The sequence below is a fragment of the Clostridium nitrophenolicum genome (assembly GCF_055391695.1).
On sequence record NZ_AP042469.1, the window covers coordinates 4,252,130 to 4,272,516 of the forward strand.

20 protein-coding genes and 1 other annotated feature are annotated in these 20,387 nt (G+C 31.3%); all 20 genes read right to left on the bottom strand.

The genetic code is table 11. The annotated features are described in order from the left end of the window. Positions 1-111: 111 nt before the first annotated feature. The 20 genes from mltG to ACZ5N4_RS20230 all read right to left on the bottom strand — a co-directional run bounded on the left by mltG (position 112) and on the right by ACZ5N4_RS20230 (position 20,347). Complete coding sequence (gene mltG / locus ACZ5N4_RS20135; RefSeq protein ID WP_464204290.1) at positions 112-1,137, bottom strand: endolytic transglycosylase MltG; 1,026 nt, start codon at positions 1,135-1,137, stop codon at positions 112-114. Between the two features lie 18 nt (positions 1,138-1,155). Continuing rightward, the gene (gene typA / locus ACZ5N4_RS20140) at positions 1,156-2,979 is read right to left on the bottom strand and encodes a translational GTPase TypA (RefSeq protein ID WP_464204291.1); all 1,824 of its coding nucleotides are present in this window, start codon (positions 2,977-2,979) and stop codon (positions 1,156-1,158) included. 275 nt (positions 2,980-3,254) lie between these two features. Then, complete coding sequence (locus ACZ5N4_RS20145; RefSeq protein ID WP_178907918.1) at positions 3,255-3,605, bottom strand: YlbF/YmcA family competence regulator; 351 nt, start codon at positions 3,603-3,605, stop codon at positions 3,255-3,257. 72 nt (positions 3,606-3,677) lie between these two features. Next, positions 3,678-5,345 carry a ribonuclease J gene (locus ACZ5N4_RS20150; protein WP_464204292.1) on the bottom strand — a complete coding sequence of 556 codons (1,668 nt, stop codon included), beginning with the start codon at positions 5,343-5,345 and terminating at the stop codon, positions 3,678-3,680. Between the two features lie 44 nt (positions 5,346-5,389). Beyond that, entirely contained in the window at positions 5,390-5,842 is a 453-nt protein-coding gene (locus ACZ5N4_RS20155) for a Fur family transcriptional regulator (protein WP_464204293.1), read from the bottom strand. Between the two features lie 140 nt (positions 5,843-5,982). Beyond that, on the bottom strand, positions 5,983-6,255 hold the full coding sequence (locus ACZ5N4_RS20160; protein WP_464204294.1) for a DUF1292 domain-containing protein: 273 nt from the start codon (positions 6,253-6,255) through the stop codon (positions 5,983-5,985). A 92-nt stretch (positions 6,256-6,347) separates the two neighbouring features. Beyond that, complete coding sequence (gene ruvX / locus ACZ5N4_RS20165; protein ID WP_464204295.1) at positions 6,348-6,764, bottom strand: Holliday junction resolvase RuvX; 417 nt, start codon at positions 6,762-6,764, stop codon at positions 6,348-6,350. A 214-nt stretch (positions 6,765-6,978) separates the two neighbouring features. Next, on the bottom strand, positions 6,979-7,230 hold the full coding sequence (locus ACZ5N4_RS20170; RefSeq protein ID WP_178907914.1) for an IreB family regulatory phosphoprotein: 252 nt from the start codon (positions 7,228-7,230) through the stop codon (positions 6,979-6,981). 62 nt (positions 7,231-7,292) lie between these two features. Beyond that, the gene (alaS, locus tag ACZ5N4_RS20175; RefSeq protein ID WP_464204296.1) at positions 7,293-9,932 is read right to left on the bottom strand and encodes an alanine--tRNA ligase; all 2,640 of its coding nucleotides are present in this window, start codon (positions 9,930-9,932) and stop codon (positions 7,293-7,295) included. A 57-nt stretch (positions 9,933-9,989) separates the two neighbouring features. Beyond that, positions 9,990-10,206, bottom strand: a binding site (T-box leader). Between the two features lie 107 nt (positions 10,207-10,313). Then, a complete protein-coding gene (locus tag ACZ5N4_RS20180) occupies positions 10,314-11,342 on the bottom strand; it encodes an AI-2E family transporter (protein ID WP_464204297.1) in 1,029 nt (342 codons plus the stop codon). Continuing rightward, positions 11,311-11,835, bottom strand: coding sequence for a PRC-barrel domain-containing protein (locus ACZ5N4_RS20185; RefSeq protein ID WP_464204298.1), 525 nt, complete (start codon positions 11,833-11,835; stop codon positions 11,311-11,313). The genes ACZ5N4_RS20180 and ACZ5N4_RS20185 overlap by 32 nt, the downstream gene beginning before the upstream one ends. 201 nt (positions 11,836-12,036) lie before the next feature. Continuing rightward, positions 12,037-12,465 carry a Fe-S cluster assembly scaffold protein NifU gene (gene nifU / locus ACZ5N4_RS20190; protein WP_211143385.1) on the bottom strand — a complete coding sequence of 143 codons (429 nt, stop codon included), beginning with the start codon at positions 12,463-12,465 and terminating at the stop codon, positions 12,037-12,039. A 23-nt stretch (positions 12,466-12,488) separates the two neighbouring features. Continuing rightward, positions 12,489-13,676, bottom strand: coding sequence for a cysteine desulfurase NifS (nifS, locus tag ACZ5N4_RS20195; RefSeq protein ID WP_464204299.1), 1,188 nt, complete (start codon positions 13,674-13,676; stop codon positions 12,489-12,491). After that, the gene (locus ACZ5N4_RS20200) at positions 13,669-14,124 is read right to left on the bottom strand and encodes an RrF2 family transcriptional regulator (protein ID WP_464204300.1); all 456 of its coding nucleotides are present in this window, start codon (positions 14,122-14,124) and stop codon (positions 13,669-13,671) included. Before ACZ5N4_RS20200 ends, nifS begins: the two co-directional genes overlap by 8 nt. A gap of 109 nt (positions 14,125-14,233) precedes the next feature. Next, positions 14,234-15,613 carry a vWA domain-containing protein gene (locus ACZ5N4_RS20205; protein WP_464204301.1) on the bottom strand — a complete coding sequence of 460 codons (1,380 nt, stop codon included), beginning with the start codon at positions 15,611-15,613 and terminating at the stop codon, positions 14,234-14,236. Positions 15,614-15,634: 21 nt separating this feature from the next. Further along, positions 15,635-16,780, bottom strand: coding sequence for an AAA family ATPase (locus ACZ5N4_RS20210; RefSeq protein WP_464204302.1), 1,146 nt, complete (start codon positions 16,778-16,780; stop codon positions 15,635-15,637). Positions 16,781-16,846: 66 nt separating this feature from the next. Then, on the bottom strand, positions 16,847-17,632 hold the full coding sequence (locus ACZ5N4_RS20215) for a hypothetical protein (protein ID WP_464204303.1): 786 nt from the start codon (positions 17,630-17,632) through the stop codon (positions 16,847-16,849). Between the two features lie 11 nt (positions 17,633-17,643). Further along, positions 17,644-18,918 carry a replication-associated recombination protein A gene (locus ACZ5N4_RS20220; RefSeq protein WP_464204304.1) on the bottom strand — a complete coding sequence of 425 codons (1,275 nt, stop codon included), beginning with the start codon at positions 18,916-18,918 and terminating at the stop codon, positions 17,644-17,646. A gap of 95 nt (positions 18,919-19,013) precedes the next feature. After that, positions 19,014-19,514 carry a flavin reductase family protein gene (locus tag ACZ5N4_RS20225; RefSeq protein ID WP_464204305.1) on the bottom strand — a complete coding sequence of 167 codons (501 nt, stop codon included), beginning with the start codon at positions 19,512-19,514 and terminating at the stop codon, positions 19,014-19,016. A 62-nt stretch (positions 19,515-19,576) separates the two neighbouring features. Next, a complete protein-coding gene (locus ACZ5N4_RS20230) occupies positions 19,577-20,347 on the bottom strand; it encodes a histidinol phosphate phosphatase (protein ID WP_464204306.1) in 771 nt (256 codons plus the stop codon). Positions 20,348-20,387 lie beyond the last annotated feature (40 nt).

Sequence of the window (20,387 nt, forward strand, 5' to 3'; positions counted from 1 at the left end):
TAAGTTAAATTTCTATGAGTTATTTTATATATTAATTCTTTATAATATGAATAGTTGACAGCTATATTAAAATTAATCTGCCAACTATCCATATATTTTTATTAATTTATATTACTCACCTTGTGTTACCTTCTTTACCTCAAGAAACTTCTTCTCATTATCTGTAAAAAAATGAGTTCCATCGTTTTTTGAAACAAAGAATAAATAATTAGTATTATCAGGATTTATTGCTGCTTTAATACACTCTTTTCCTGGATTAGAAATAGGTCCTATAGGCAGCCCATTTACAATATACGTATTGTAAGGCGAATTTACCTTTAAATCGTTATAATATAACTTATCCTTGTGTACACCTAAGGCATATAAAACCGTTGCACAAGATTGAAGCTTCATGCCTTTTTTTAATCTATTATAGAATACAGATGCCGCCTTACCTCTTTCATCCTGCCTATCAACTTCTTTTTCTATAATTGATGCCATAGTTATTATCTTATCTAAGTCTTGGTTATTAATATTTTTACCAGTTTCTATTTGAATATTATTAATTACTTTAGAAAATCTTTTTAACATAACATCAATTATCTCTTTTCCTTCTGTTCCTTTTAGGAATTCATAGGTATCAGGAAAAAGATAGCCTTCTAAACTGTACTTCCTTTTGGGATCATTTTTTACAAAGTCTGGAACACTATATTCCTTACAACTTTTAATAAAATCCGCTTTATTTATTATGCCTTTTTTCTCTAATAAAGCGGCAATATGCTCTAAATCATATCCTTCTGGTATAACAACTTTTACAGGCTGGTCATCTTTAATTCCTTTGTTTAAATATCGAATAAATTGTTCTAAAGAAATATTTTCTGAAAAAGAATACTGCCCTGGCTTAACATCTTGTTTAATATTATTCTTTTTTATATAAGCCTTAACAAAATAAACATTTCGCACGCTATTTTGCTTCTTTAGGTTTTCTATAACATTATTTAAGTCTTCTCCACTATTTACTGTAAACTGAATCTTACTGTCTTGTGATTTTAAAGGATGTCTCGCTATACTAACCTTTAAATATAATGCTGAACCAGCTAATATAATTAGAATAACAAGGCAGAATAAAAAGATCTTCAGAAAACTTTTTCTCTTCATCGTAATATAGCCCCTTTTTTATTTTTTTCTCATGGCCTTTCTTCTCATGTCAGAATTTAAAATTTTCTTTCTCATTCTTATATTCTTAGGAGTTACTTCCACAAGTTCATCTGATGCTATAAACTCAAGACTTTGCTCTAGGGACATTTGAGTTACAGGTACTAATTTTAAAGCTTCATCTGCTCCTGAAGATCTTGTATTTGATAACTGTTTTTTCTTACATACATTAACATCAATATCTTCTGCTCTTGAAGATTCTCCAGCTATCATTCCTTGATAAACATCCATTCCTGCTGGTATAAATAATATTCCTCTTTCCTGTGCATTAAATAATCCATAAGTGATTGATGTTCCAGTTTCAAATACTACAATTGATCCCCTAGTTCTTTCTGGAATTTCACCTCTATACTCTTCATAATCATGAAGAACGTGATTCATTATACCGTTACCCTTAGTATCAGTCATAAATTCATTTCTAAAGCCTATAAGACCTCTAGCTGGAACTTTAAATTCAAGTCTTGTATATCCATTAACAGCTGATGTCATATTTACCATTTCAGCTTTTCTAGGTCCTAACTTTTCCATAACAGGTCCCATAAATTCTTCTGGCACATCTATTGTAAGGTACTCTATTGGCTCTAGCTTCTTTCCATTTTCTTCTTTAAATATAACAGAAGGCTTAGAAACCTGGAACTCATATCCTTCTCTTCTCATTGTTTCAATTAAAACTGAAAGATGAAGTTCTCCTCTTCCGCTTACCTTAAAGCAATCTGCAGATTCTGTCTCTTCAACTCTTAAAGATACATTCGTCTCCAATTCTTTCATTAATCTATCTCTAAGATGTCTTGATGTAACAAAATCTCCATCTTGACCAGCAAAAGGTGAGTCATTAACCATGAAATTCATGCTTAACGTAGGCTCATCTATTTCTACAAAAGGAAGTGCTTCAGGGTTATTTATATCTGCTAATGTTTCTCCTATATTTATATCTGGAATACCAGCAACAGCTACTATATCTCCAAGCTGTGCGACCTCTGTTTCTTCTTTCTTAAGTCCATTATAAACATATAAACTTGAAACTTTAACATTATCTATCTTTCCATCTTTTCTTATAAGTGCTACCTGCTGATTCTTTTTAATGCTTCCTCTTTCTATTTTACCAATTCCTATTTTTCCTACATATTCATTGTAATCAATTGTAGTAACTAGCATTTGAAGTGGCATATCTAAATGTCCTTCTGGTGCTGGTACATTTTTTATAATAGCTTCAAATAGAGGGTCCATATTTGTTGAATCATCTTCTAATTCTTTTTTTGCAAATCCAGCTCTTGCAGAACAATATACTACTGGGAAATCTAATTGCTCATCATTTGCTCCAAGCTCTACAAATAAGTCAAATACTTCGTCTAGTACATCTGCTGCTCTTTCATCTGGTCTATCTATTTTATTTATAACAACTATTGGATTTAAATTTAATTCTAAAGCTTTCTTTAAAACAAACTTAGTCTGAGGCATAGGTCCTTCATAGGCATCTACAACAAGTAAAACACTATCTACCATTTTAAGTACACGTTCAACCTCTCCACCGAAGTCTGCGTGACCTGGAGTGTCTACTATGTTTATTTTAATTCCATTGTGCATTACAGCAGTATTTTTAGAAAGTATAGTTATTCCTCTTTCTTTTTCAAGGTCATTTGAATCCATTACTCTTTCGTCAACTTTCTCATTTTCTCTAAAAACGTGACTTTGTCTTAAAAGAGCATCTACCAATGTAGTCTTACCATGGTCAACGTGGGCAATTATAGCCACATTTCTTATATCGTTTCTTACAAATAAATTCATTATTATTCCTCCAAATTAAATAAATAATTTTTATATATCTGTTGATTTATAAATAAAACATGAGTAAATAGGTTATAATCATACGGTAAATTGTTGCAAGTTTTAGTTCTATTAAATAAACAGAACAATAAAGTGTTATTTTATTTATAAATCAACAGTAGATAATTCCTTTACCGTTAAACACTCAAAAAAATTGGATACTTTCTAGTACCCAATTTTTGCTCACTCTATCTATTTTATTATTATAGTCTGAAAAAGTCAACTTATGTAGAATTTTATTTATTCATTCCAAAAGTAAAATCTATTCCAATAGCATCATTTAATATCTTAAGTACATCATCCCACATAATACTGAATCTTTGTTCTGCTTGAAGATATTCACTAACTGAAGCATTCATTGAAATAACGGTACCTATGTTTCTAAGCTTTTCTTGAATCTCTTCAGATACTGATCCATTTTGCATATGTTGAGTATATGCTTCAATTTGAAGTTTTCTAAAATCATCAAGTATTTTTCTGCTGGACTCATCACCTTCAATTTTCTTACTAGCTTCTTTAAGCTTTACAACTTCGTCACATTTACCTAATTCTCTTGCAAATTCATGAGCTTTGTCATAAATATTCATAATATATTCTCCTTTAACATAATTGAAAATTGAGAATGATTAAATATATATTCATTCTCAATCTTATAAATCTTATATTTCCATAATTATAGGCAATATCATTGGTTTTCTCTTTGTCTTTTCATATAGGAACATTCTTAACACTTCTTTTATATTAGATTTTATACTAGCCCATTCAGTTATACGTTTTTCCTCACATTCTCTTAAGGCATCTCTAACTAACTCTCTAGCCTCACCCATTAGGTCTTCGGATTCTCTAACATATACAAATCCTCTTGAAATGATATCTGGACCTGCAATTACACTACCAGATTCCTTTTCAATAGTAACTACTACAGTAAGTATTCCATCCTGTGAGAGATGTTTTCTATCTCTTAATACTATATTACCAACATCTCCAACTCCAAGCCCATCAACAAATACCTGACCAGATACTACTGTGCCATTCTTTCTTATGGCATCTCTGCTTACCTCTATAACTTCCCCATTGTCACCAATTATAATATTATTTGATGACATACCAAGTTTAATCGCAAGCTCTGCATGTTGCTTTAGATGTCTATACTCACCATGAACCGGTATAAAAAACTTAGGTCTTACAAGAGTATGCATAAGTTTTAATTCTTCCTGACAAGCATGACCAGAAACATGTACATCTGCCAATGACTCATAAATAACTTCTGCACCCTTTTTAAATAATTGATTTATAACTCTTGATATAAGTTTTTCATTTCCTGGTATAGGATTTGCAGATATTACTACCATATCCCCTGGAAGAATACTGATTTTTTTGTGTTCTGAAGCCGCCATTCTCGAAAGCGCTGACATAGGTTCTCCTTGGCTACCAGTAGTTATAATAACAATTTTGCTTTCTGGATATTTATTTATATTATCAACATTTATAAATATATCTTTGTCAGCATCAATGTATCCAAGTTCCATGCCTACTTCCATTATATTTTCCATACTTCTTCCAGAAACAGCAACTTTTCTATCATACTTTATTGCAGCTCTAATAATTTGCTGTATTCTATGAACATGTGAAGCAAATGTAGCTACTATTATTCTTCCTCTTGCACTAGAAAAAATATCCTCAAAGGTCTCTCCTACTATACTTTCAGACATGGTATATCCTGGTCTTTCAACATTAGTGCTATCCGCAAGCATCGCGAGTACACCTTTTTTCCCGAGTTCAGCAAATCTTGTTAGATCAGCTACACACCCATCAATTGGAGTGTAGTCTATTTTAAAATCTCCTGTATGTAATACAATACCCACCGGGGTATGAATTGCAATTGCTACGGAATCTGCGATGCTATGGCTTGTTCTTATGAACTCCACTGATATACCTTCAAGCTTTACTATATCTCTTGGCTTTACACACTTTAAATCTACAACGCTAAGCAAGTTATGTTCTTTTAATTTAGTTTGAACAATTCCTAACGTCAATTTAGTGCCATATACGGGAACGTTCATCTCTTTCAGTACGTATGGTAACGCTCCTATATGGTCTTCATGACCATGAGTTAGAAATATTCCTTTTACCTTATCTATATTTTTTTGAAGATAGCTTATATCTGGTATTACCACGTCTATACCAAGCATTTCTTCATCAGGAAATTTCAGCCCACAATCTATTACAATTATGTCATTTTTATACTCTATGGCGGTTAAATTTTTTCCTATTTCATTTAATCCACCTAATGGAATAATTTTTACTTTATCTTTTTCTTTGCGCAAAAATCCTCCCCTCCTTCTTCATATATTAATTTAAATTCTTTTATTTATTTTTTAATGCAGTCATCACATATCCCATAAAACTTAACACTGTGGTTAGTAATTTTAAAGTTATACTTTTCAACTATTTCATTTTCTAAAACCTCTAGTAAATCTCCCTCTACCTCAATTACTTTTCCACAGTTAGTACATACAAGGTGATGATGCTGATGATTTTCTTCTTCATGTACTAGCTCATATCTATTACAGCCATCGTTAAGGTCTAACTTACATATTACGCCCAATTCCTCTAATAGTTGTACTGTTCTGTAAACTGTAGCAAGACCTATTTCTGGACATTCTTTTTTCACAAGATCATATAACTCTTCAGTTGTTAAATGACTGCCTTCATTTCTTATCATTATGTCTACTATAGCTCTTCTTTGTGGTGTAAGCTTATATCCTTTTTCCTTTAAATTACTTTTTAATTTTTCAACTTCTTCAGACGAAAGCTTTGCCATCATAATAACCCCGCTTCAAAATTTATTTTTAGTATTAGTTTCAAATTTTAGTTTAATACTAAAATTTTTCATTGTCAATTGAAAATCAATTAATACTAAAATTAAACTCCTCTTACTAACGTTAGAGGAGTAAATAGAGCCTAATTAAGTTCATCCTCACTGAACAATGTTTCATATGCTTCAGAAACAATTGCAAATTCGTCATCATCTTCTACAGTAACCAATATTTCATTTCCCTCTTCATCTTTGTCAATTCTAAGTACAATTGCTTCATCAGTGCTTTCTTCATCACCGTCTTTTGGTACAACTACTACGTACTCTTTGTCCTCTATATCCATCTTTGTTATTACTTCAAATTCTATTTCATTTCCATCTTCATCATTTAAAACTATGCTTGTTACATCATTTTCCATGAATTTTCACCTCTCAAAATTTAATATTTTATTCTCAAATAATAATCCATCCATATAATTCCATGACATAATATGTAATTATAATATCTCTTTTACTTTTTTGCAATACTATCTAAGTATCCCTGAAGTATGTATATAGCTGCCATTTTATCTACAATTTTCTTTCGTTTTGCACGAGATAAATCTGCTTCTAACATAGCTCTGTGAGCAGCTACTGTAGTTAGTCTTTCATCCCACATATTAATCGGTAAATTAATATCTTCCTTTATCAAATCACAAAAACTTATTACCTTTTCACTTTGAGGTCCTAAAGTTCCATTCATGTTTTTAGGAAGTCCAGCCACAATAGATTCTACGCTATATTCCTCACAAATTTTTTTAATCTCTTCTAGGTCTTTTTCAGTGCTTTTTCTTCTAATGGTTGTAATTCCTTGAGCTGTAAGTCCAAGGGGATCACTTACTGCAACACCTATAGTTCTATCTCCTATATCTAATCCTAGTATTCTCATGTTATTCTCCTAATTATTATGTTCAAATTTAAAATAAAAATGCCCATAAGGGCATTTTTATTTTACCCGACACTCAAACTTCATTAATCCACTACTAGCTTATCACTTACACACTAAAACTGTAACCTCTGTATGAGTGACGTTAAATTTTCATATAAAGTAAAATGAAACTCCTCTTCCTTCAGTCAGAGGAGCAATGGACCATCATAAAGCCTTACTTTATCCCTAAATACGCTTTTAGAACCTCTTCTAATATTTCGTCTCTTTCAAGCTTTCTTACTAGTGATCTTGCACCGTTATAATTTGTAATATATGTTGGATCACCAGATATTAAGTAGCCTACAAGCTGATTCACGGGATTATAACCTTTTTTAATTAGTGAATCGTAAATTTCAGTTAATATCTCCTTAGTCAAATCCTTTTTATTTTTAGAAATATCAAACTGAATAGTATTATCGTTTCCCATTTTCTCACCCCGCTAACAATATCTATTAACTATATTATAGCCCATATTTATAAAAATGTATACTATTTAACCAGTTTTTCCACAATTCCAGCACAGCTTCCTATAGCTTCATCTAACTTTTCTGGCAGCTTTCCACCTGCCTGTGCCATATCTGGTCTTCCACCACCGCCGCCTCCAGCGATAGATGCAACTTCTTTTATAATTTTTCCACAATGAACACCCTTTTCAATTGCAGCTTTAGATGCCATCGCTACAAATTGAGCTTTTCCCTCAGCTACACTTCCAAGAACTACAACACACTCTCCAGCCTTGCTTCTAATTTTATCTGCAAGTTCTCTAAGAGCATTGCCATCAATATCTCTAAGCGTTCCAGTAAGAAGCTTAACTCCATTTATTTCCTTAAAATTATTTAATATTTCATCTTCTGAACCGCTTGCAAGCTTAGCCTTTAACTCTTCAATTTCTCTTTCTTTTTCTTTTAGCTCAGCAAACTGTACATCTAATCTATGCAGAACTTCTTTTTCTCCACACTTTAATCTATTTGCAATTTCTTTCAAAAGATTATTTTTTTCTTCAACAAGTGCAAGAGCTGTAGGCCCTGTAACTGCTTCAATTCTTCTTATTCCAGCCGCAACACCAGCTTCTGATACTATTTTAAATAAACCGATTTCTCCTGAGTTTCCTACGTGAGTTCCTCCACACAATTCCTTACTAAAATTCCCCACTACAACTACTCTTACTTCATCTTTATATTTTCCATCAAATAAAGCAATTGCTCCACTTTCTCTAGCTTCTTCTAAAGTCATAACTTGAGTTTCAACATTTAGGACTTTCATAATATTTTCATTGACTAGATTTTCTATCTTTTTAAGTTCCTCAGCACTTGCAGCCTCAAAGTGATTAAAATCAAATCTTAGCCTTTCATTATCAACATATGAACCTGATTGATGCACATGCTCTCCTAAAACTTTTCTTAATGCTTCATTTAGAATATGAGTAGCTGTATGGTTTCTTCTTATATTGTTTCTTCTTTCTGCATTTACACTTAGTGTAGTTTCTTCATCTACACTGATGTTTCCTGAAACTACTTTAACAAAATGCAATACTTTTCCAGCAACATTCTTTTTACAATCTAAAACTTCTGCTTTAAAGGATCCTGCGAACATTATTCCCTTATCACCTACTTGACCTCCCATTTCTGCATAAAAAGGAGTTTCTTCAGTGACTATAATTCCTTTTTCACCTTCACAAAGCTGATTTACAAATTCCTCTCCTTTTATTAAAACTTTTACCTTTGAATTTAATTCTAGAGTATCATAGCCATTAAATTCAGTTTCTATTTCTAAAGGAATTTTGTTTAATATTGTGTCTTTAGCCCCCATGTAGTTAGTCTCTTCTCTAGCTGCTCTTGCTCTTTCTCTTTGGTTTTGCATTTCTCTATCAAAACCATCTAGATCTACTGTCATACCTTTTTCTTCAAGTATCTCTTGAGTAAGCTCTATAGGAAATCCATAGGTATCATATAGTTTGAAAGCCCTTTCCCCTGATAGTACAAATGCACTACTATTTTGAAGATCTTCTATGTATTCATTTACTATATGCATTCCACTATCTATAGTTTCATCGAATCTTTCTTCTTCTAATTTTATAACCTTCTTTATATAGTCTCTTTTCTCTTTAAGCTCTGCATAATTTCCACTTGAACTATCTATAACTACATCTGTTAGCTTATACAAAAATCCTTCATTTATTCCTAAGGATTTTCCGTGTTTTGCAGCTCTTCTTAAAAGCCTTCTAAGAACATATCCTCTTCCTTCATTAGATGGTAAAATCCCATCACTAGTCATAAAGGTTACACTTCTAATATGGTCAGTTATAACTCTCATGGAAATATCAGTTTTTTCATCTTTTCCGTATTCTACATCTGCCATTTTACTTATTTCATCAAGTATTGCTCTCAAAGTATCAACTTCAAATATGTTATTTTTACCTTGCATTATTACGGCAATTCTCTCAAGTCCCATTCCTGTATCTATATTGGGCTTTGCAAGTCTATTATAATTTCCTGCTTCATCCTTATCAAACTGTGTAAATACAAGATTCCAAAACTCAATTACCCTATCTTCATCTGAGGCTTTAACAAATTCCTCTGCACTATTTAATTTTCCTTCTCCTCTGTCAAAGTGTATTTCTGAACAAGGTCCACAAGGTCCAATACCTAACTCCCAAAAGTTATCATCTTTTCCTAACCTAAATATTCTTGAAGGATCAATATCTGTTTTATTAGTCCATATGTCAAAAGACTCATCGTCATCTAAATAAATAGTTACATACAATTTATCTTTAGGCAGCTTTAAAACTTCTGTTGTAAACTCCCATGCCCATGGAATAATCTCTTCCTTAAAATAATCTCCAAATGAGAAGTTACCAAGCATCTCAAAGAACGTTCCGTGTCTAGAAGTTTTTCCTACATTTTCTATGTCCCCAGTTCTTATGCATTTTTGAGAAGTAGTAATTCTAGTTCTTGGTGGAGTCTGCATACCTGTAAAATATGGCTTTAAAGGTGCCATACCTGCATTTATTAGTAGTAAACTCTTATCATTCTTAGGTATAAGTGAATAACTCGGTAGTCTTAAATGACCTTTGCTCTCAAAAAAGCTTAAATACATCTCTCTAATTTGATTTAAGCCTAACTTTTCCATTGTCATCTCTCCTTTGTAACTTAAATTTATTTGTTTAATAAAAAAAACCCTCATCCCGTAAGGGACGAAAGTTTATTCCGTGGTACCACCCTAATTCTCAGCTTTACTAGTACTTCTAATTTATGCTAACAATAATTTGTTTTACATATAAGCTGATCTCTTTAAATAATATGACTCCTGGACTGCTTCAACATATGTTACAAGAAGTTTTCACCAAGCACTTCCTCTCTTTGTGTAACAGAGTATATTTACTCCTTCCAATCATTGTCTTGATATCTAATTATGATACAAATTATAAATAAAAATATAATCTGTGTCAATATTTGTTTATAGTTAATACTAAATAAAAATAAAAATATATTTAATGCTTTTACAAAAATTCTAAAATAAATAGTAGTTTAAATCTTCATATACTATTTTTATTATAACTCCAATTGGAATTGCCAGTATCATTCCTAAAAAGCCTGCAGCCTTTCCCCCTATTATAAGTAGTAATATTACTATTAGAGGATGCATACTAATACTATCACCAGTTATCTTTGGAGAAATTATATTTCCTTCAATCTGCTGCAGAAGGTATAACCATATACATGTATATAGTGCCTTTTCCGGAGAATCCACTAATGCGATAAATATTGCAGGAATTGCTCCAAATATTGGCCCAAAATATGGAACTATATTGAAAAATGCGTTCAATATAGATAAAATTACTGGAAAATCTACTTTTAAAAAAATAAGAATTATGAAGGTCGCTACTCCAATAAGTAAACATAAAAGTAATTGACTTACAATATATCTTCCAAGTATTTTATCTATATCACAGCCTATCTTTCTTACCATCGTTCTGCTTTTAATTGGAAAAAAGTTTAATATTCTATTTCCTATACTATGCCCATCTGATAAAAAGTAGTATGATATTATAGGTACTACAGCTATAGTAACAATATTTTGACCGATGTTTAGTGCAGATTCAAATATATTTGTAAAAAATCCTATTGTCTGGTTGTTTATTCTATTATGTAACTTATCAATTATAATATACATCGTTTTATTGTTGCTTAATGGTTTTAGTTTAGAATAGAATTTATCTACGAGTCTTTGAATATTATCAAAGGTTGTATTTATATTTAAACTTTCCTTAAATATTGATGGTATTAATAATGTAACTGCAGCTATAACTATTAGTATTAGTACGCATATCAATACCAATGCTGTTGTTCTCCTACTCATTCCATATTGCTGCATCTTTTTTTGCAATGGCCTTACAGTATATGCAATTATAAATGATATAAATAGTAAATATAGAACCTCTCTAATGACAGAGTTTTTAAGACATAGAAATATTATTAACAGTATACCTACAAGGAGTATTATGTATTTAAAAAGTATCTTTCTTTCTATTTTTTTCATTCACATCATCTTCCATAAACAATTTATGCGGTAAACTTGTAAAATTGAGGTTTGCATTTCTTTCGTTATAAAGCATATTTTTTTCTCCTAGCACTAAATTATTTATTAATATTATTTTTTTGCCTGAGATAAAATTTGTAATAAAACCTGTAGATATTATTACTGCTCCTATGATAAAAGAATCTTCATCGAATAAAATATCTTCAATCATTCCTATTATATTGCCTCTTCTGTCTTTAATATCCATTCCTTTAATATCTTTAAATTCTAGAAATTTTCCTTTAAATGTTTCAGTAGTAACCATAACTGAATTAAAACTTACTACATTCTCAATCATGACATTTAAATTTTTCCTTAACAAACTAGTAGATGATATACTAAATCCAACTACTTTTTTTTTATTAAAATCTATTAATATATCATTGATAAATCCGAGTTTCTTGCCATTTACACTTATCACATCCATAAGCATAAAATCTCTTGTTCTATACATACTATCACCCCATGATATATAAATAAAGCAAGTTTCACTTTACCTTTTAGTATGTTTTCCAATAAAACTAATAAATATAACTATAAAAGAAAAAGTATTTACGTAACAAAGAACTGTAAATATATTCGGTCGTATAAGTTAACTTTCAGCCCAGTGTCCCATAAAAAATAAAGCCATTAGCAATAGCTAATGGCTTTATTTTTATTCTCCGTGTACGTGGTCATGAATATGTTCTGAATGAGTTTTCATTTCCCAAGGTTCTAATCCTACTGACTCTCTATAATTGTTTATTGCTTTGTGAATAGCTTCTTCTGCTAGCACTGAGCAATGCATCTTAACAGGTGGAAGTCCGTCTAAAGCTTCAGCAACAGCTTTGTTAGTTAAATTCCATGCATCCTCTACAGTTTTTCCCTTTATAAGTTCTGTAGCCATACTTGATGAAGCTATAGCTGATCCACATCCAAAAGTCTTAAATTTTACATCTTTTATTATGTTATCTTCTACCTTTATATAAATTTTCATTATATCTCCACATTGTGGGTTTCCAACTTCTCCTACTCCGTTAGCATCTTCAATTTCGCCAACATTTCTAGGATTTCTAAAATGTTCCATAACTTTTTCACTGTACATCATAATTATTTACCTCCGAATTATTACTTTTGATTTTTTATAAAATCTTCCCAGAACGGTGACATCTCTCTTCTTCTCTTAACTATTCTTGGAATTACTTCTAGTGCGTATTCAACTTCTTCCTCAGTAGTTCCTGCTCCAAGGCTCAATCTTAATGAACCATGTGCTACGCCATGGGATAAACCTATGGATAAAAGTACATGTGAAGGATCTAGTGATCCTGATGCACAGGCGCTTCCTGTTGAAGCAAATATTCCTTCATCATTTAAATCAAGAAGTAAAGTTTCTCCTTCTATTCCTATGAAGCTTAAGTTAACGTTTCCAGGCATTCTATTTTCGCCTATAGGTCCATTTATTTTAACATAAGGTACTCTTTCAACTAATCCATTTAGAAGTCTATCTCTAAGAGCTCTTAATCTATTTGATTCTGTTTCTAATTCTTCTACAGCAAGTTCAACAGCCTTTCCAAGACCAACTATCCCTGGAACATTTTCTGTAGAAGCTCTCTTGCCTTTTTCTTGTCCGCCGCCATGAATTAGGTTTTCAATTTTTATTCCTTTTCTTAAGTACATTGCACCTATTCCTTTTGGACCATAGAATTTATGTCCAGCCATTGAAAGTGCATCTATGTTCATTTCCTTTACATCTATTACAACATGACCTACAGCTTGAACTGCATCTGTATGGAAGAAAACCTTCTTCTCTTTGCATATCTTTCCTATCTCAGCTATTGGCTGAATGGAGCCTATTTCATTATTTGCAAACATTATTGATACAAGTATTGTTTTATCTGTAATAGCGTTTCTTAAATCCTCTAAGCTTATTATTCCGTATTCATCTACTGGAAGATATGTTACTTCAAATCCATTCTTTTCAAGAAACTTACAAGCATGTAATATAGCATGATGTTCAATTTTAGTTGTTATGATGTGATTGCCTTTACTTTTATGCGCAAGTGCTATACCTTTTAGTATCCAGTTATCACTTTCTGATCCACCTGCTGTAAAGAATATTTCATCCTTTTCTGCATTTATAGCTTTAGCTACCCTTTCTCTTGCAGTGTTAACTGCTTTTCTAGGCACATCTGACATTGAGTATAATGAGGATGGATTTCCGAAGTGTTCTGTGAAATAAGGAATCATTTCCTCTAACACTTCTGGTTTTGTATAAGTAGTAGCTGAATAGTCCATATAAACTTTTTTATTACTCATTGATATTATCCCCTTTCACTCTGTTTGATTTCATTTTATTATAATCATCTACCATGTCTTGGAGTGTTGTGGACTCCATAACGGTATCTATACTTTCCTTTATTCTTGACCATAAAAGTCTAGTAGCACAACATTCTATGTTGCTGCAGGAATTCTCACTATTCCCATCTATACAGTCTGATATTTCAATAGGACCTTCTAGTACTCTCATGATATCAGATATTTTTATATCTTTTGGAGCCCTGCTCAATATGTATCCACCTTGAGCACCTCTTATACTTTTTATTAAATTTGCCTTTCTAAGCGGAGAGAACAACTGCTCAAGATAATATTCCGAAATATTTTGTCTTTCCGATATACTTTTTATGGATGACGGTTCTTCACCAAAATGAATAGCCAAGTCAACCATAGCTTTTACACCATATCTACCTTTAGTTGATAGCTTCACTTAACCACTCCCTTCAATGTTGAGTGTTTTACTATGCTTTCATTTTCATAATAACAAAGCCGAGTAAAATTGTCAACAATAAATATAGAAAAACTTGTAACATCTAATGTCATTTTGCCCATTCCATCAAAATTTCTTTCATGGTGTTTTTAGCATAGCCAGGATCTGCCTTTTCTGTTTTAGCTCCTGATAGCTTTTTAACCACGCCATAACTTTTTTCTAGCGAAAGACTTTCTTCTTTTCCTGTAAGTACCCATAAAATTTTATAGTTTGCTGGGATGCAACTTAATTTTACTTCACCTAATCCATCGGTAAAATAAATTAGAAAATGATTTGCCATATTGTGCTTATTCATATATTCAATTACAGGTGAAAATGCAGTGCCTCCTTTAGTATCTGGCTTCTTCTTTACATCCTTTTTGTTTTTTACTTTATATATTCTTCTTATTTGATTATCACATTCTATTATAGTTATTTCAGAAGTATGAATTTTTATTATTCCAAAAATTTCTTTTATAATTTGATCTATTTCTTTATCTGTTATACTTCCACTTATATCAATTGCAACAACAATTTGAGCAGTATATTTTGAAAGCTTTCCTCGTAAATCAAGCCTTTCAGGTTGTCGTCTATCTTTTCTTGTGATAGTCTTTTTATACCCCGTCGGATTTATTCCTATAGTTCTTTTCAAATAATTCTGCCATGAAATTTCCGGCTTAGTATTCAGCTCTTCCATAATTTTTTGAAATGCAGAGGGAACCTTTCCCTTTGCTGCATTATCTGCAGTCTTTTTTGTGAGCTCTTTTATCTGTTCAGAATTAAAGGACTCTTCCGAACTCTCCCATAAGTCATGAGCATGTGCAGAATCATGAGACTTTTTTATAAAATCCAGCTCTTCACTGTCCTTGTTTTCTAAAATTTTTAATCCTTCAGATGATTTAAGTTTATCAATCCCTTCTTGAATAAGCCTTGCATATTCCTCGAAAGGTAGATCTCTTGGTAAATCTATATTATAGCTTAGAGCTATATTCCTAATATTGTCTGACCAAGCAGGCATATGACTTATATATTGATTAATTGAAATATCCATTGCACTATTTATTGCAGTAGAACAATATTTGTCTTTTAAATTTTTTGCTCTTTTCAAGTGATTGTACATAATGTGGTAAACTTCGTGCTTTAACAAAGCTTTCATCTCTTTTAAAGAACATTGCAGAAAAATATAAGGATTAAAATATATTGTAAAATGAGACATAGATGCCACATTGCCTACTGCTGTAGGCAAATCCAATCTAATTTCCCTTTTCATCTGCATAGTAAATAGTGCAAAAAAGTTATCTTCTCCTTCCATCATAGAGAATGTACATATTTCTATTAGCTTAAAAAAATTTCTCCTGAATTCATCCGTTATGCTTTCATCCTTTTCCCACTGCATCATTTCATTAAATAAATCTATTCTTAATTCATCAAATTTATTGTTTTCACTCATTTTTCTCCTTCCTCTCTAGAATTAAATCTGATCATATACTGAAAAATAACCCTCTACAAAAGATTTTTCATTTAAAAATTCAACATAAAGGCTATTCTCATAATTCCACTTTATTTCTTTCATAATGCCCATTTTTAAATCCACTGGGTACAGTTGAAGGAACTCTGAAAATAATTTAATTTCTCTTTCTCTGCCATCTAAATTATTTAGATATGTTAAAGCATTTTTAGCTGCTAAGTATAACCTAGAGTGACTTTCTTTATTGACCTTTTCCGCTAATTCCTCCTTTATTTCTTCTTCTGAAAATATTTCTTCTGGTGTAATTAGCGGATTAGTATAGTTCTCCAAATAATTGTAAAAATCTTGTGCAATGCTTGGACCTACATTACCTTTGACTACGTTATATAAAATTTTTGAAGGTACTTTTCCTTCACTTATTAAATAAACTCTATATGCATTTGATATTCTCTCCCAGCTTCTTGGGGTAGCTTTAATACTCTCTTGAGAATATGGATTATGTAAGTACTCTGGAAAGCTGGCAATAAACTCAACTATACGTTGATGAATATTCTCTTCTCCACTTACGTTATTTCTTTCCATTCCCCATCTTAACCATTCCTTAACATCTGCATCTAACTCAATCCATACAAACCTATCTTCCTGAGCAGGATCCATATCAACTACTTGATAACTGCTTTCTGCAAAAGTATCATATTTACTAGAGGGATTCATAGCTGCTATAACTTTTACATTGTCCGGCAGTAGATATCCATTTATCTCTCTATTTAGAATTATATTCATAAGCTCTTGCTGTACACTATGCTCACATCTATTAATTTCGTCAATAAATAATATTATATTTTTGCTTGGCTCTTTTTTAAAAATTCCATCTATTTCTAGCAATTTTGTATGAATTGCATATACGGTTTTTCTTCTTGTAACTTCCCTTCCATTAACTTCAACTGTGTATTCCTGAACCGTTGGTAATCCTCCAATTTCACCTTCTTTAAGTATGTTGGCATCTATAGTAATACAATGATAACCTTCCTTTTGCGCCAATCTTTTTATAAGCGCAGTTTTTCCTATACCACTTTCTCCTATAATAAGTGGTACTGCTCCACTTTTTATTACTAGATCTGTTGTTAAAATAGCATCTGTAAAATTCATCTACGTCATCTCCTTACATCATTTTTAGTCTAATTGATATACAGTAATCTTGCTTACTATAAAGTTCTATATGGAAAGTTTATAATCTAATATAATCTTTTTAGTATTCATGCTGCCATATTTATATGCAAATTTAATTTTATCAATATTTAAAGTATCCTCTTTTATAAAATCTAAGACATATTCTTTGTCTATATTTTCATCAGAAAGTTTTTCTTTTAAGACTTCCTTAATCTTCTCTATATTCACATTACCATCTACATATTTTATTACCTTTACATTATGACTAATAAAACGAAGCCACATATTCTCTGTAATATTGTCAATATATATTACTGCTTCTTCATTTTGAGTAACGGCTTCAATTTGAACATTAAAAGATGGATTTTTAATATATTTTATAGCATTCCATTCCTTTTTTATTGCCAATAGATTAACTTCTTCTTCTGGATTGTCTAAATACTTTATTGAGTCCCAATCCTTATCAACGGCTAAAAGTTGAATTTCTTTAGAAGGATTCTTGTAAAATTGAATGGCCCATCCTTTTTGCTCTATAGCCTTTCTTATGAGTTTTTCACTTGGATTTTTAATATGTTTAAGTGAATTCCACGCCTGCTCAACGGCATATAAACACATATCCTCTGTTGGATTCTCAATATACTCGATTGCCCATTTATTAGATTTTAATGCTTCCCACAGTACCTTTTCTGTAGGTTTTTTTATATATCCAAGAAGCATGCCATTTTCTTTAACTGCCAGAAGCTGCATTTCTTCTGTAGGTTCCTGAATCGATTTAATATAATATGGATTCTTAGAGAGAATATCTAATATATTTTTTTCATTACTATCCATAACGCTCACCTCTATTTGTTTACATCTCTTATAAAACTCATGTATGCTTTAGCTGAGCTTTCCATCTTGTTGTCACCTGGTATGTAGTACACAGTATTTTTTATGTTATTCGGCAAATATTGTTGTTTCACATAATGATTTTTATAATTATGCGGATATTTATATCCTGTACCTCTATTTAATTTTTGTGCACCTCCGTAATGTGCATCTTTTAAATATTCTGGTACCTCCCCTACATTTATATTATCTAAATCCTTTAATGCATTATCTATAGCATTTATTGCTGAATTAGATTTAGGTGACGTAGCAAGTAGTATCACAGCCTCCGCCAGTGGAATTCTAGCTTCTGGAAATCCCAGCTGCATGGCTGAATCAACACAGGATTTAACTATAGATATAGCACTTGGATATGCTAACCCTATATCTTCAGAAGCAATTACCATGAGCCTCCTACATATTGATATTAAATCCCCTGCTTTCACAAGTCTTGCCAAATAATGAATGGCTCCATCAGGGTCACTTCCTCTAATGGATTTTTGAAAGGCGCTTAATACATCATAATGATTATCACCTAATTTATCATAATTTAAGGCCTTTTTTCCAGAACACTCCTTTGCAATTTCCAATGTAATTTCAATGTTACCATCAATATTTCTAGAAGCAGTGTAAAGTGTTAATTGTAAATTATTAATGGATTTTCTTAAATCCCCTCCACTGTTTTCGGCAAGAAATTCTAATATACTCTCGTCACAAATAACTTTTGTATCTTTTAATTCATTTTCAACAGCTTTAACAGCTCTAAGTAAGGATTTAACAATATCCTCTTTACTTAAGGGTTTAAACTCAAATACAGAGGATCTGCTTAGCAAAGCATTATATACATAAAAATATGGATTTTCTGTAGTGCTAGCTATCAGAGTTATCTGCCCATTTTCTGTATACTCTAATAAAGATTGTTGTTGCTTTTTATTGAAATTCTGAATTTCATCTAAATATAATAATACTCCGTTTATTGACATCAAATTACCTAATTCATCAATAATCTTTTTTATATCGCTAACAGAAGCATTAGTTGCATTAAGCTTATAAAATCTTTTATTCGTTGCACCTGCAATAATATTCGCAATGGTGGTTTTTCCAACTCCAGGCGGTCCATAAAAAATCATATTCGGTATTTGTTTCGTTTCAATAATTCTGTTAAGTATCTTTCCTTTTCCTATTAAATGCTGCTGCCCAACTACTTCCTCAATACAACTAGGTCTTATTTTATCCGCTAACGGTTTCATATAACTGCTCCTTTTTAATAATTATTATTAATTAATATTTTACATCATTTTTTTAAAAAAGTAAAACCTCTCACATCAAGCGAGAGGTGCAATATTTATTCTTCATCTAAGTAACAATTCACTATTTCTCCATAATATACAGTATGATAATCTTTTGCTCCATAAGAAGCTTTATCAATACTCTCATCTAAAAGATTAGGACACATGTCTTGTTTAAATACAACTTTACATTCATAGTGAATTCCACATCCTTTTATTACTGGGATAGAAATATTTTTCCCATCCTTTAATACTAAGTTGCATTCTTTAATTTTATTTATTTCTCTCCCTGATTTTGATCCACAGACTGCTAATGCATTTTTCATTTTATCATCAAAAGGTACGCTTACAGTAAACTCTCCACACTTTTCGATGAGCTCATGAGTATGTCTTGACTTTCTTACAAGCACTGTAAACATTGGCTTATGCCAAACAAATCCAATACTTCCCCAGCTTATAGTCATGGTATTTACTTCATTATCTACCTTACATGTTAAAAATGCCCCTTTTTTATGTAAGTTCTCCATAGATTTTTCTAAATTTGATGTAAAATTCATTTGTGTGATCCTCCTATTTACATTAACTATATAATTTAGTATACACTTTTGTATTAGCTTTATTATATTTTTTCATATTCCTTTTTTCTTTCTCTAAAATGTACTGCCTTTAAACCACATAGCTGAACTATTTCCCTGGCAATGTTAAAATTACTTCCAATAGCTGTAGGGACATGTGAATCAGATCCTATTGTTACATTTCCCCCCCCCAGCTCTCTAAATCTTTTATAAATAGTAATAATATTCTGTATCGCCTTTTCATCGTTAAGCCTTCTAGTACTAAGTTCTAAACACTTGTCATTTTCTACTAAAGTCTTAAGTATCTCATCTATAATCTCTGAATAATCTTTATAGTATATTTCTTTATCATCATATTTAGCATATCTTGCTATATAGTCTATATGCCCCATACTATCAATAAAGTCAAAAGCTTTTACAGATCTGTACAAGGTTCTAAAATACTTCTCATATGCTTCTTGTTTACTTTTACCCTCATAATACTTATTATAATATATATCCAGGTTATCTATCAGATGTACAGACCCTATAATATAATCAAAAGGATTGCTTTTTACAAGCTCTCTACTTTCTTCAATACAATCCTCCTTCATTCCAAGTTCAATTCCTAGCAAAACGTTGTCACTTCGATACTTGGAATATTTTTCAAAGTAATCTTGTACATCAAAACAAAAAAGCCCTTCTTTTGGAAACTTTAAATCCATATGTTCCGTTATTATCATCGATATATTTTTATTTTCTGCCGATTTTATAGCATCTTCTATTTCCATTTGGCAATCTGTAGAAAACCTTGTATGTACATGAGTGTCAAACATTGCTTTTCCTCCTAATCTAATAATACATTAAAATATATTT